The organism is Pseudomonas sp. BIOMIG1BAC (genome assembly GCF_001705995.2).
Lineage (GTDB): Bacteria > Pseudomonadota > Gammaproteobacteria > Pseudomonadales > Pseudomonadaceae > Aquipseudomonas > Aquipseudomonas sessilinigenes.
In genome coordinates, this window is record NZ_CP049045.1 from 6,597,583 (window position 1) to 6,609,911 (window position 12,329).

The window sequence follows — 12,329 nt, forward strand, 5'->3', positions numbered from 1 at the left end:
TGTCTATAAATCACCTCAAGAAGCCCGCCTCGTGCGGGCTTTCTTGTATCTGGATGTCCAAGCTGATCCACCTACATCCTTCACATCTTGTATGCCTCCATGTATGCTTCAATAAAAATTGAACTGGAGGCATACACGGATGAAACGCAGCGATATTAAACGCCGTCCTCTCTCCGATACCGCACTAGTCAATCTCGCTCCCGAAGCGGGGGCCTACCGTGAGCTAGACAGCTCGGGGCTGTATTTCAGAGTAAAGCCTAACGGGCAGAAATCGTGGGAGTTGCGCTATAAGAAGCCCGACGGCAAATGGTCGTGGCTCGGGCTTGGCGGTTACCCAGAAGTCAGCGGCGCCCTTGCTCGGCAAAAAGCTGCCGAATTGAGATCGGATGCAGCAGAAGGCAAAAATCCGATAGCCGCTAAGAAAGCTAGAAAAGCTGCGGAGATAGCAGCAACAAACGAAACCTTTGAAGCCTTGGCTCGTGAATGGCATACGTCTCGCTTGGCTGGCTGGGATAGCGGCACAGCAAAAAGAGTCCTTGGAGCCTTGGAACGCCACGTGTTCCCTCTTGTCGGAAAACGTCCTTATGTCTCCATCATGTCGATGGAATGGATGGAGCTTTTGAGAGGGCTCGAACGTCAGGGAATCCTCGAGCAGATGAGTCGCGTGAGGGCTTACTGCAAAGACATCTACGACCTGGCTCGCGTAACCGGCAGGGCGATGAACAACCCCTTAGAGGGGGTTCATAAATTTCTGTCATCGGGAAAGGTCGAGAACTACGCCCATGTCTCCCTGGAAGAACTTCCCGCACTGCTCAGAGCAATACGATCATACCCACACGCCAGGGATGTCCAGCTTGGCCTCCAACTGCTTACTCTCATGGCTGTCCGCCCCAGCGAGCTTCGAGAGGCATACTGGGCTGAGTTCGACTTTGACAAACGGCTTTGGACCATCCCCGTTGAACGCAAAGGCCGTAAAAAAGGGCGTGAACACCTTGTACCACTCTGCAAGCAGGCACTAAGCGCTCTTACTGAACTACGGAAAATCACGGGAGCGTACCCATTGCTGTTCCCTGGTCGAAGTGATCGAACCAAGCCTCGCAGCGATACCGTTTTTCTGATGGCGCTAAGGCGCCTTGGTTACGAAGGACGACAGACCGGACATGGCTTCCGTCATATTGCAAGCACCGTACTCAACGAGCACGGTTTTCCAGCGGACCACATTGAAGCCCAGCTCAGTCACAAGCCGACAGGTGTCCGAGGGATCTATAACAAGGCTCAGTACCTGGAGCAACGTACGACGATGATGCAGTGGTACGCCGATCATCTTGACGGGCTTGAAACAGGAAATATCAGAGCCGTATAAAACTACGGCCTCTTAGCTTCTTGCCCAGTGAAGAGCGTCCGCAGAGCTTCCTGATAGGCTTAGCTTGAAGTCGACCATTTAGGTTGCGGGATGCCACAGCTTGGTGAGCACTTATCCAAATTGAGCTGAATGTCAGCTTTAATACTTTCACGCCGCCTACGAATTAGAGCTGTTGTTAACTCGTAATAGTAGACGGTAGCTGGAGCTGAGCATCGCAAATAGTGCTCCAGAAACCATCTCACGTGTTTTTCCCTCCAAGACCAGGGAGTCGCGCAACCCCAGCGTTCACGAATCGCCTCGTGCATCCTTTCTGCTTGCCTGATGTGCCGCTGCCGCGTGGCATGCGCACCTTTAAGCAGAGGGCTCAAAAACAACGCCATATCGAACTCGGACTTCATCGACGACCTCCGATGTAGGCACTCACCACGTCGATGCGGTTATGCCCCAATTCGTGGCTGATCTGCTGGCGTGCACGCTGATCGAGTGCTCGATCCTCTCGATGACAACGACCGCCATTGATGGGCGCGGAGAAGCTGGTCAGTTGCTCATAGCGCTCACAGGCGTAAGCCGCCCTTAGTTCATGAAAGCCTTTCAATCCATGTTCATGCAGGATGTCCCGTGCCGGTCGCACGATTGTCTGTAGGAAATCTTTGTAGCTTTCATCAGGTGTTAACAGATTCCGACTGCCCTTGGGTGAAGCCTCGCTGGCCCTGTCGAGGGCGCCACGAACTTGATCCGTGACCGCAATCCAACGCGGTGCCGATGCGCCTGATCGACCGCCTTTGGTGCCGTCCTGGATATTGATCTTGCCCAGTTGCCGAGCCTCACGTTGCAGCCGGGGCAAGTCCGCCAAGATCGCTTCACGCAGACGCATGCCGGTCTCCCGAGCAAGGAGCACAATGGCACTCACCCTCGATTGCTGGCCTCGCTCTGACAACGCCTGTGCGATCAACTCGACCTGGACACGGTCTTGGCCTTGCGGGGCCTCACTACGCACACCTGAGCGCTGCAAGCCAATCGCCTTGCTCGGACTGGGGATTTTGACGTACTGATCACCGCGCAGCGCGGCCATCGTTCGGTTCACGCTGGACAGTCGGTTCTGCGCGGTGGCAATGCCGACGTTGCCCTGATCAACCTGCTCCCGCACGTGAACGGCGTACCGCATGAGGATGTCGCGGTCTATCTGGCGCGCGTCGTTGACCCTCGGTCCTTCATCGGATCGACACCAACGCACGAACGCCTGCCAGCGATCACTATGGGCTTTGACGGTCGCAAAATGGCCATCGCCAAACAGATCTTTCAGTGCTTGCGGCCCGGCATAGCTGAGCTGGCGACCGAAGCCGAAATTGCGCCCCGCTCGCTTACCGACGCGAGCCATTTTTCTGTTCCTGATCGACTGCAGCGAGCTCATGCAAAAGGGCTCTCCAGTTCGCACTCACGACGGCGAACTGGGACCAATCAGTCGGGCGAAAACACAGCGTGTTATTGATGACGTAGAGATGCGCGCCCTCTTCTTTCAACCACTGAATGATGACTGTCGTCGAGGCAATAGCTTTATGGGTGGTGGCGACACCGGCGACATCGGCGACACCCCTTGTCCTGCCTGGCTTTGAGGGCGGCGACAAAGTGGCGACAGTAGCGGCGACAAACTGCGCTTTCGGCTCCTTTTGGCGCTGAGCCAGATGGTTACGCAACGCTTCATCAAGATTGAACATGACGCACCTCGAAGGTCTGCCCGTCGGTGATCAGCCACTGATGATCAATCAACTCGACCAACAGCTTGGCAGCATGACGACTGCTCTTGCGGGCAAAGCGGGGACCGTTGCGATTCAGATCTCGAATACTGAAGCGCGTCCACTCCTTGACCTGCAGCCAGCGCAACAGCCGGTCCGCCTCTTCTTTTACCCTGCACACCGGCTCCTGCTCGGTCAGGCGCTGGATCTCGGTGAGGTAGTAGCCAACTAAGGCCGAGGCCCGCTGGATATGGTCGACCTCCACGACACTGCTCTCCTCCACAACGGCCAAAATGCCGGCGACGCGCAAAAGGTTGTCGGCGGCCTTCGAACCGCTGGGCCGCACGCTGGCCAGCTCGCCAAACTCACCCAGTTGAGCTTCGATAGCATCATGCAAATCAATCCAGCGACGACGCGCCAGCGGACTGAGGCTCAGCTTTGACAGTTGCAAGGCTCCGTCAGCGGAAAGTGACCAAGGCTGATAAAACAGAGCCGAAAGGCGATGATGATAGCGCTTGAGGGCAGCGTCTTTGGACAAGTCGACAGCCTGGTAGCTACGTTGCCCGGCTAGACTGGTGGGCCAGGTCATCAAGCAGCGCCCTAGAATGCCTTGCCCCTGCAGCAACGGATCACAGAGTAACTGCATGGCCAAATACGGTTGCAGCATCAGGTGCAGGCTCAAGCGTCGGTCATAGGCTCGCAAGCTTTCACCAACCATGGAACGCGCGCGATCTATCGGGCTGCCATCCCAGAGTGACGACAAGGTCGTGACCGCTTTCAACCGGTTATCCCGACTCATGGTGCTGCTGCCGAGGAATTGTCCACCCTCATCACAGAACAGACCCATGCTAGGCAGGTCATGACAGAGCCCCTTGATCAGGGCCTCGATAGTCGGGTCGGTGGTGATCAGTCTAGGGGCTGAGGGCTCCGCTTCGAGCGACATTCCGTTTGCGGGCTCAGGATCGCCAGGCTTGATACGCTGCGCCTGTCGCTGTGCGGCACGGTACCGGGCAAGTTGTTCGCGATAGTGTTGCCGCTGACCGAAAACTGACCCAGTAAAGGCTGTTCTGCCGACTGAAAACTGACCCAGGTGTTCAACTGCTTCTGCTCACTTTTCGAGCAGGAGAACACAGGGTGATCAGCATGGAAATGTTGGGAAAAATCCGGCGGATGTACTTCCGCGACAAGCTCTCGCTGCATCAGATAGCCAAGCGTACCGGACTGTCGAGAAACACCATTCGAAAATGGGTCAGAGCACCCGAAGCCACCCAGCCGGCGTACCAACGGTGCGCAACCTTCAACAAACTCAGTCCATTTCACGAGACGCTGGAGCAGGCGCTCAAGGCCGATTCGTTTCGGGCAAAGCACAACCGCAGGAGTGCCAAAGCACTCTTCGAACAGATCAAGGCCGAGGGGTACGACGGCGGCTACAGCCAACTCACCGCCTTTATACGCTCGTGGCGCGGCGAGCAAGGCAAGTCTTTACGAGCCTTTGTGCCGCTGACCTTTGCACTCGGGGAGGCCTTTCAATTCGACTGGAGCGAAGAAGGTCTGCTGATCGGCGGCCTGTTCCGACGCATCCAGGTCTCCCATATGAAGCTGTGCGCCAGTCGCGCATTTTGGTTGGTTGCGTATCCCAGCCAAGGCCACGAGATGTTGTTCGATGCCCATACCCGCTCGTTTGGCGCGTTAGGTGGGGTGCCGCGTCGCGGCATCTACGACAACATGAAGACCGCTGTCGACAAGGTCAACAAGGGTAAGGGCCGCACGGTCAATGCTCGGTTTGCCGTGATGTGTGCGCACTACCTGTTCGACCCGGACTTCTGCAACGTCGCTTCCGGCTGGGAAAAAGGCATCGTTGAAAAGAACGTCCAAGACAGCCGACGGCGCATCTGGCTCGATGCTCAAAACTGCATGTTCCACACCTTCGAGGAATTGAATGCCTGGCTCGGCCAACGCTGCCGTGCGCTCTGGGGCGAACTGCTGCACCCGCAGTACAACGGGCTGACCGTGGCGGACGTCCTGGAGCTGGAACGCGCTGAATTGATGCCGATGCCGACTGCCTTTGATGGCTACGTCGAGCGCACCGTACGGGTCTCCAGCACCTGCCTGATCAGCGTGGCGCGAAATCGCTATTCGGTGCCGTGTGAGCGGGTCGGCCAGTGGGTCAGCAGCCGTTTGTATCCTTCCCGGGTGGTGGTCATCGCCGATGAAACGACGATTGCCAGCCACGAGCGTCTGTTTGATCGAGATCAGGTCAGTTTTGACTGGCAGCATTACATCCCGCTTATCGAGCGCAAGCCTGGAGCGCTGCGCAATGGCGCTCCGTTTGCTGATCTGCCGAAGCCGTTGCAGCTGCTAAAACGCGGTCTGAGGCGTCACGCCAATGGTGATCGAGTCATGACGCAGGTACTGGCGGCTGTTCCCATCGCCGGGCTCGACGCCATATTGGTGGCTGTGGAGTTGGTACTTGAATCAGGCAGCTTGAGTGCTGAGCACATCCTGAATGTCCTGGCTCGACTGACATCGACAGCAGCCCCTCCGTCCGCCGAAACCAGCCTTCAACTCAAGATAGCGCCTGTCGCCAATACGGCACGCTACGACCGGCTCCGTACCACCGATGAGGAGACTCGCAATGCGTGATCTTATGGCGGAACTCAAAGAACTGCGTCTGCATGGCATGGCCAGCGCCTGGGAAGAACTAGCCTCGCAAGGAGAAGCTTCGACGGCATCCTCGAAATGGCTACTTGAGCATCTTCTCCAACAAGAACATGCGGATCGAGCGGTGCGCTCAGTGAACCACCAGATGAACATGGCCAAACTCCCCATGCATCGTGATTTGGCCGGCTTCGACTTCAGCGCTTCCAGCGCAGATGCCCGCCTGATCAGGGATCTGTCCAACCTGGAGTTCACCGATACCGCGCAGAATGTCGTGTTCATCGGCGGGCCTGGAACAGGCAAAACACACCTCGCCACCGCCTTGGCTGTGTCCGGGATCACGACGCATCACAAACGCGTGCGCTTCTACTCCACGGTGGATCTGGTCAATCTGCTGGAACGCGAAAAGTACGACGGCAAGACGGGCCGCATCGCTCAAGGGCTGCTACGAACAGACCTGGTGATACTCGATGAACTGGGGTATTTGCCCTTCAGCCAGAGCGGTGGTGCCCTGTTATTTCACCTGCTGTCCAAGCTGTACGAGCACACCAGCGTGGTGATCACCACCAACCTCAGCTTCTCGGAATGGTCGAGCGTGTTTGGTGACGCCAAGATGACAACGGCGTTGCTGGATCGGCTGACACACCACTGCCACATCGTCGAAACGGGCAACGAGTCCTACCGCCTGCAACACAGCAGCTTGGTCGCCCAGACGAAGATCATGTCACGTGAACGAAAGCGCAAAGACAATGATGGTGCCGAGGACGATGAGCTGTTTTGATCCGCACCAAAAATACCCTGCCGCATGCCCACATGCGGTGGGGGCTTAATGCCTCTTCCACCGGGACACGACTGCTAAGCTTATCCACAATTGCTGATGCCAAAATCAGCAATCCGCCCTGGGTCAATTTTCAATCGGCAGGGTGGGTCAGTTTTCAATCAGCGCCGACAATCAAGGCCCCTGCGGCCTGTGAGGTGCTCACTGACGCGGAACGAACGGCTCCTTACAACCGGGAGCGAGGGCATAACCCCATGAATCTGGCCTCCTTAGTCGCATCCGAAGATGCGGGCGGGTAGAGGCTGTGCCGACTGACGAGTTCGGCACCTGGAGATCTGGAGTAGGAGAAGGCAACGACATGGACACCTGGGGCATGCCTGACTGTCAGTCAGATGCAGCCTTTCCATGGGCTGCGGCACCGGTGCCTGTGTCGTTGCGGATGGCGACGAATCGGATTTGTCAGGTCGATTGTCACGAGGAGAGTTGCGGCAATGCCCTGTACGACGTGGCTTGCAGCAGTGGTACGAGCGCCCGTCTCTTTCCCGGAGAAAGAGACGGGCGCAGTCTGGCGCAATGAAGTGTGCCGAGAGGTGAGGTGGCTGCAGTGCAGCGAGGAAGGTCCATCGTCGGCCGCAGTGGGCAGATCAGTCGAGTGGGCATCCATCACTCTTGTGGAGTGACCGTGCGAGCCGCCGGACGCTAATCGCACTTCGGTAGAACCACCACGCAAGTGGCGTAGCCTTGAAGGTTCTGGCTACCTGGGCTGGTGCTGTCAACGACAGCGATCCGTGCGCCAATTGTTATACCCACTCGAAAAGACGGTCAAGCATCAAGGGCAAGGCGTGCAAAAAGTGGCGACTGTCGCCACTTTTGTCGCCATGCTCCAGGCCACGTTCTACTTGCGTTGTCGCCGGTGTCGCCGGTGTCGCCACTTCTCTAGCCATGACCACGGCAAGATCCGTTCTTACACTGGAGCGGCACTCGAAAAGTAATTTCTGATGGGTAAACGAGGGCGTGACGCTAATTGAAATTCAAAATGAGATGGTGGAACGAAGTGGCTTCGAAAAAAGCGAGTAAACCCTCCGACCGGCGCGATCAAAGATCGCTTAATCGGAGGGTTTGGCGGGAAAAGCAAAGTCTCAAACGTCAATTACAAACTCAGGCATCGATGCTGGTTGATTGGGCAGTGACTGCCTCACGTCGCATGATCAGCGTCTGCTGCAATCGCAGCAGAAAACCTGCTTCAAATGCTTCTTGGGGATCTCCCGGGCGATGACGTTTTCGATTCTGCGCCAGAGCCCACCATAACGGTAGTGATGAGCCATCGAGCCAGGTCTCAGCACAACGAACGCCGTCCTCAATCATTGGGCCGAATTCATTGCCCCAGGGCGTTCGAATACCAGGACAGCCGTCAGCGGATGGGACAGAGAAGTACTCACCAATCTGTTGATGAACTCGTTGAGCTGGCATACCCGTCAGATATCGAAACGCCTTGTCGAACAACACTGCAGCGTCATCCAGCAGCTCTACAGCCAGTTCAACGTCCTGCGGAAAATGAAGCAGAATACTCTGTGCTCCATTAAGCCGAAGAGTGGCAGCCTGCCGTAGTTTAATCGCGGCATCTTCAGGGGTAAGCGATGCAGTATCGATGGTGCTTGGTTTGGGGAGGCTAATTAGAAGCGAGAGATCAAACATCGCGGAATCCTCCGAGATAGTTTGCAATACGAAACAAACGGCTAGGGCGGCGCACGAGCTTAAAAGGGGGACAGGACATTTTCCTTATCTCCTCGGACAGTTAAGGAACCATCCACCCAGCCGTTCTGACACGAAATGGGTGGCGGACCGTACGGGGGTCAGAAACCGGCGTCCGAGGGAACCGGCCAGGCCGAAGCCTGCCCCGCACGGACCGCCATAGAAAAGCAGCAGCTAAGCCTCTGTAAGCACTTAATTGCTGGCTATGGCGCCATGCGCCTCGAACAATTCAGGTTCTGACACCCGGCCACGGGACTGACCGCGACGGACAAAGCGTAAATGCGAAGCAGTGACAACACAAGCATGCAGTATCAATAAAATATGCATCCGAATGAAGGCCGGCCAGACGCTGATGCTCGCAGGTATCTGGTGGCCCTCTATCGCATCAGGTCTGACCCAACGACGATTTACCGCCGAGTCCGGCCACACTGATAGAATCGGTCAGACTGTACATAAGACCCTTCTGAGAAATGATATGAATACAGAGTTGACGGAAGAAGAGATGCGCCGGGCGCTGTTCGGTGAGTCTAAGTCCCCTGCACCGGCAATTAACTCACACGTGCAAGACACCGTTCCGGATGTCGTGACCGTGCAACCGATAAAGGCAGCGAAGAAAAAGAAAACGTCAAAAGCCTTTACGCCCAGGCTGAGAGTCACGCTGCGGGTGGGAAATGAGTTTGAAGGCAAAATGCACGAGGAAGTACATGAGGTCGATACGCTGAGCACCCTAGTTGCGGAGCAAGAAGCTAAAAAGACGGCTAGAAAAAAATTCAAGTTTGTGGAGGTTATTTCGGTCAAGTCGATGTAAGCGGCTATTCTAATTTGGCATTGAATCGCTTGCTGTTAACGCGAGTCGCCCAACCGGCGAGTTCGTGTCGATTGATCACTTAAACCTCAGTTACGGTAATGGTATCGCTAGTTTTACAGTACCGTACCATTCAAAGTATCGATGCCTAACTGAACGCCCCCCGAGACCGAGGGTACCGACAGGCAGAAACCGGCCAGAAGCGGACAGTCAAGATCCAAGCTAGAAGGCGCCCAGAGCAGATTAGATTCTGGGGCCCCGTTTTTCCTTCTCCTCAGCAAGGAGAAGATAGCAAGCTCGTAAACTGCTAGAAGAAGGCGGAAGTTTCTAGTTTCATCTATGGAAAAGGCTGCTGATATTTAGCGAGACGCACCAGCTTCCTCAATAAAAGGATTAATTATGGACAGGCGATGTGGCAAAACATGCGCTGACACCCAGATGCCTTCAGCGACGGGCGTTTCATCATTGCTTTGTTCTATCGCAAGGACAACCGGAGCGCCCTTGCGCTCACCTACCGCCATGGCCTCCTCAGCGACATTTGTCAAATGCACCATACGCCGCTCCATCGGGATTACTCCGTCCCTCACGATCCTATCGAGTACGGACCAGCTAGACCCGTGATACAAAGCAGTTGGTGCTCCCAATTTGATACCGGCCTCGATAACAACATCCAGTGTATGCCCGTAAAGAGCTCTGATGCGACCGTCTCTTACTTCGAATCTTGGCTCGCCGGGATGTTCGGCAATAGCGAGTAAATGACTCGAATCCACTTTTAGTGAGCGAGCTAAATCCTCCATGCTCGCAAACCCTGTGTTATCCACGGGTATTCCGTTGCTCGGGCCGGAATGGCGGAGTTGATAGGCCATTGTCTTGCTCAATCGACGATGGTCGTGGCTAGGCACGGATTCATTTGCTTCATTCTGTTCTATGCGGGAGAGAGCCTGAAGCAGTTCCCGTGCCAAATTTTGAATTAAGTCAGTGCAGCACTCTGAGATCAGACCGCATAGCTCCCGCGCGTGACGTCGCAGGTGCTTTCCTGCCTCTTTTTCAGTTAAGCGCCTGGTTAACGGAAGTTGGCGGTAAAGGTTGGCCACCTTTGATCGCGTAGTTTTCGCTGGCCATTCTGTATTCTCCGAAAAAATTAATCTTCAGGTTGAATTGAACAGTGGTTGCTGCTTGGAGGGCTATTTTTATTCGTCAACTATGGCGCTGTAAATAGCAGGTAGACGACTTATCCTACAGATTATTCCTTATGGTTAACTGTTCGTTATACATTGCGTTTATTCTCCGCTGATCATCGAGAAGCAATGAGCCAGCCTTGACAGAAAACTCCTCAGTACCTTGACGTCTCACCTTCAGCCATCATCACGCTAATGCAGACAGGGCACCACGCCCATGCTATTGCTTAATTTATTCGGCGATCATGGCTGAACACGGGTGGCGAGCCTGGTACCCAAGGCTCAAGGGCTGGGTGGACAAAATTCTGCTGAATGGCAAATCCTTTGCCTTTACCGCCGAAGACCTTTGGACAGCAAGATGCGGGCATCCTCTATACCTGTAAAGCGGGTAGAGCGAAGCTGGTCTATGACGTCGTTGATAAAAGTGACGATGAACGCTATGGATAAGCTTGTGGTCACCTTACGTTCATCAAGGCACGACGATTCCATTTCCCTAGCGAACCGCTGGACCCTGGTTCGTCCTAACCTTTAGGCAGCACGCACCATCGTGTCGTGGAGCAGAAGCCAGATCGGTCTGCCGGGGTAATTTGAATTTGTTAATTAAGTTATTGATTTATAAAATTAATATCGGTTTTAGTATTTTGGCTGGAATACCAATTGGAATACCGTGCGAAATTGGCCACCCGTTTGCACCCGATCTGACCACCGATTGCATCGGAGTTGACCAGCACACTTCGTAACCATGGTTGGCAGTTAACTGCGCATAGCTGCCGGTGACGACAGGCAAAAATCGGCCAGAAGCGGACGATTGGCACACTGATACAAATGGTTCGTATCACGTAAATTATGCCCCGCTTTAGCAAATTAGGCCGTGCCGCTTTTTTCAGGTGCTTGGATACCGTTGTTCGCCTTCGATGTTCAGATAGCCCTTTCCCCTGAGCATTGAAGCTAAGCAATATGTATTAACCTGGCAAATAAATAGGGCATATTAGATAATCTGTCTCCATGAAAATAGATGCCCGTAAACTCAGCCCCCAAGAACAACGTGAAAAGCGCTCCACGGCCCTACGCATGCGTGAGCAGGGTTACACCTACAAGGCTATTGGCGAAGCGGTTGGTGTTCACCCCCGCACTATTGCTCACTGGGCGCAGGTCGCAGAACATAAAGGCGAAAAGGCTGCCATTGCCGGCGGCCAGCGTGGTGTGCGCCAGGGTGATCGCCGCAGTTTGAGCTCCAGCCAGGAAGTGCTGATTCGCACCTTGATGACCGATAAGATGCCCGACCAACTCAAGCTCGGCTTTGCGCTCTGGACGCGTGATGCGGTGCGAGAACTGATCCGCCAGCGCTGTGGTTTTCTCATGCCGGTTCGAACGGTTGGTGAATACCTCAAGCGTTGGGGCTACACCCCGCAGCGCCCACTGCATCGGGCTTATCAGCAGAAACCTGAAGTGGTTCAGCACTGGCTGGATAATGAATATCCACGCATCGCACAGCGGGCCAGGGCTGAGAATGGTGAGATTCAGTGGGGCGACGAAACCGGTATGCGCAGTGACAGCCATGCTGGCCGCAGCTACGCCCCTATTGGCGAAACGCCGGTGCGCCTGGTCAGCGGCAGTCGTTTTTCCACCAACATGATTTCCACCGTGACCAATCGGGGCAAACTGCGCTTCATGCTGTATCGGGAAACGCTGACAGCCCCAGTGCTGATTCGCTTCCTGAGTCGCCTGATTCGCGATGCTCAGGGCCGCAAGGTGTTCCTGATTCTCGACAACCTGCGCGTACACCACAGCAAAAAGGTGAGCGCCTGGGTTGGCGACCGCAAAGAGCAAATCGAACTGTTCTTCTTGCCGGCCTACGCCCCGGAGTTGAACCCTGACGAGTATTTGAATTGTGATTTGAAACATCAGGTTCGCACGGGCTTGCCGGCGCGTAATCAGGACGAACTGGAAAGGCGTGTTCGCTCGGTCATGAGACGATTGCAATTACGCCCTCAAAGAATCCGTTCTTATTTCCGGCATCCACGTATCGCCTACGCAGCATGATTTGGTGTATTTGATTGCC

The 12,329-nt window shown here is 55.1% G+C and carries 9 protein-coding genes and 2 pseudogenes; 5 read left to right on the forward strand and 6 right to left on the reverse strand.

From position 1 onward, the window contains the following. Positions 1 to 139: 139 nt before the first annotated feature. A complete protein-coding gene (locus tag ATY02_RS30680; RefSeq protein WP_060765846.1) occupies positions 140 to 1,363 on the forward strand; it encodes a tyrosine-type recombinase/integrase in 1,224 nt (407 codons plus the stop codon). 149 nt (positions 1,364 to 1,512) lie between these two features. Here ATY02_RS30680 and ATY02_RS36270 read toward each other — a convergent pair. The 4 genes and pseudogenes from ATY02_RS36270 to ATY02_RS30695 all read right to left on the reverse strand — a co-directional run. Continuing rightward, a pseudogene (locus ATY02_RS36270) lies at positions 1,513 to 1,761 on the reverse strand (hypothetical protein); the annotation flags it as partial. Beyond that, positions 1,758 to 2,741 (reverse strand): integrase domain-containing protein, encoded by a 984-nt coding sequence (locus ATY02_RS30685; RefSeq protein WP_060765845.1) that lies wholly within the window; start codon positions 2,739 to 2,741, stop codon positions 1,758 to 1,760. The pseudogene ATY02_RS36270 and the gene ATY02_RS30685, both read right to left, overlap by 4 nt. Further along, complete coding sequence (locus ATY02_RS30690; RefSeq protein ID WP_060765844.1) at positions 2,725 to 3,078, reverse strand: hypothetical protein; 354 nt, start codon at positions 3,076 to 3,078, stop codon at positions 2,725 to 2,727. Before ATY02_RS30690 ends, ATY02_RS30685 begins: the two co-directional genes overlap by 17 nt. Continuing rightward, positions 3,065 to 4,135: pseudogene (locus ATY02_RS30695) on the reverse strand (DUF3987 domain-containing protein); the annotation flags it as partial. The gene ATY02_RS30690 and the pseudogene ATY02_RS30695, both read right to left, overlap by 14 nt. A 104-nt stretch (positions 4,136 to 4,239) precedes the next feature. Between ATY02_RS30695 and istA the strand changes: the two are divergent. Then, positions 4,240 to 5,739, forward strand: a complete 1,500-nt coding sequence (gene istA, locus ATY02_RS30700) for an IS21-like element ISPpu27 family transposase (RefSeq protein ID WP_115284415.1) — start codon at positions 4,240 to 4,242, stop codon at positions 5,737 to 5,739. Beyond that, positions 5,732 to 6,535: an IS21-like element helper ATPase IstB gene (gene istB / locus ATY02_RS30705; protein ID WP_020300922.1), complete on the forward strand. Its 804-nt coding sequence runs from the start codon at positions 5,732 to 5,734 to the stop codon at positions 6,533 to 6,535. The genes istA and istB overlap by 8 nt, the downstream gene beginning before the upstream one ends. A gap of 1,155 nt (positions 6,536 to 7,690) precedes the next feature. Here istB and ATY02_RS30710 read toward each other — a convergent pair. Beyond that, complete coding sequence (locus tag ATY02_RS30710; protein WP_060765842.1) at positions 7,691 to 8,227, reverse strand: LasR-specific antiactivator QslA; 537 nt, start codon at positions 8,225 to 8,227, stop codon at positions 7,691 to 7,693. 532 nt (positions 8,228 to 8,759) lie between these two features. On the opposite strand from ATY02_RS30710, the gene ATY02_RS30715 reads away from it, so the two are divergent. Then, positions 8,760 to 9,092: a hypothetical protein gene (locus tag ATY02_RS30715; RefSeq protein ID WP_060765856.1), complete on the forward strand. Its 333-nt coding sequence runs from the start codon at positions 8,760 to 8,762 to the stop codon at positions 9,090 to 9,092. A 356-nt stretch (positions 9,093 to 9,448) separates the two neighbouring features. Here the strand turns inward: ATY02_RS30715 and ATY02_RS30720 are convergent, their stop codons facing one another. Beyond that, the gene (locus ATY02_RS30720) at positions 9,449 to 10,183 is read right to left on the reverse strand and encodes an RNA 2'-phosphotransferase (RefSeq protein WP_322708428.1); all 735 of its coding nucleotides are present in this window, start codon (positions 10,181 to 10,183) and stop codon (positions 9,449 to 9,451) included. 1,089 nt (positions 10,184 to 11,272) lie between these two features. Here ATY02_RS30720 and ATY02_RS30725 point away from each other — a divergent pair. Then, positions 11,273 to 12,310 (forward strand): IS630-like element ISPa47 family transposase, encoded by a 1,038-nt coding sequence (locus tag ATY02_RS30725; protein WP_011911785.1) that lies wholly within the window; start codon positions 11,273 to 11,275, stop codon positions 12,308 to 12,310. Positions 12,311 to 12,329 lie beyond the last annotated feature (19 nt).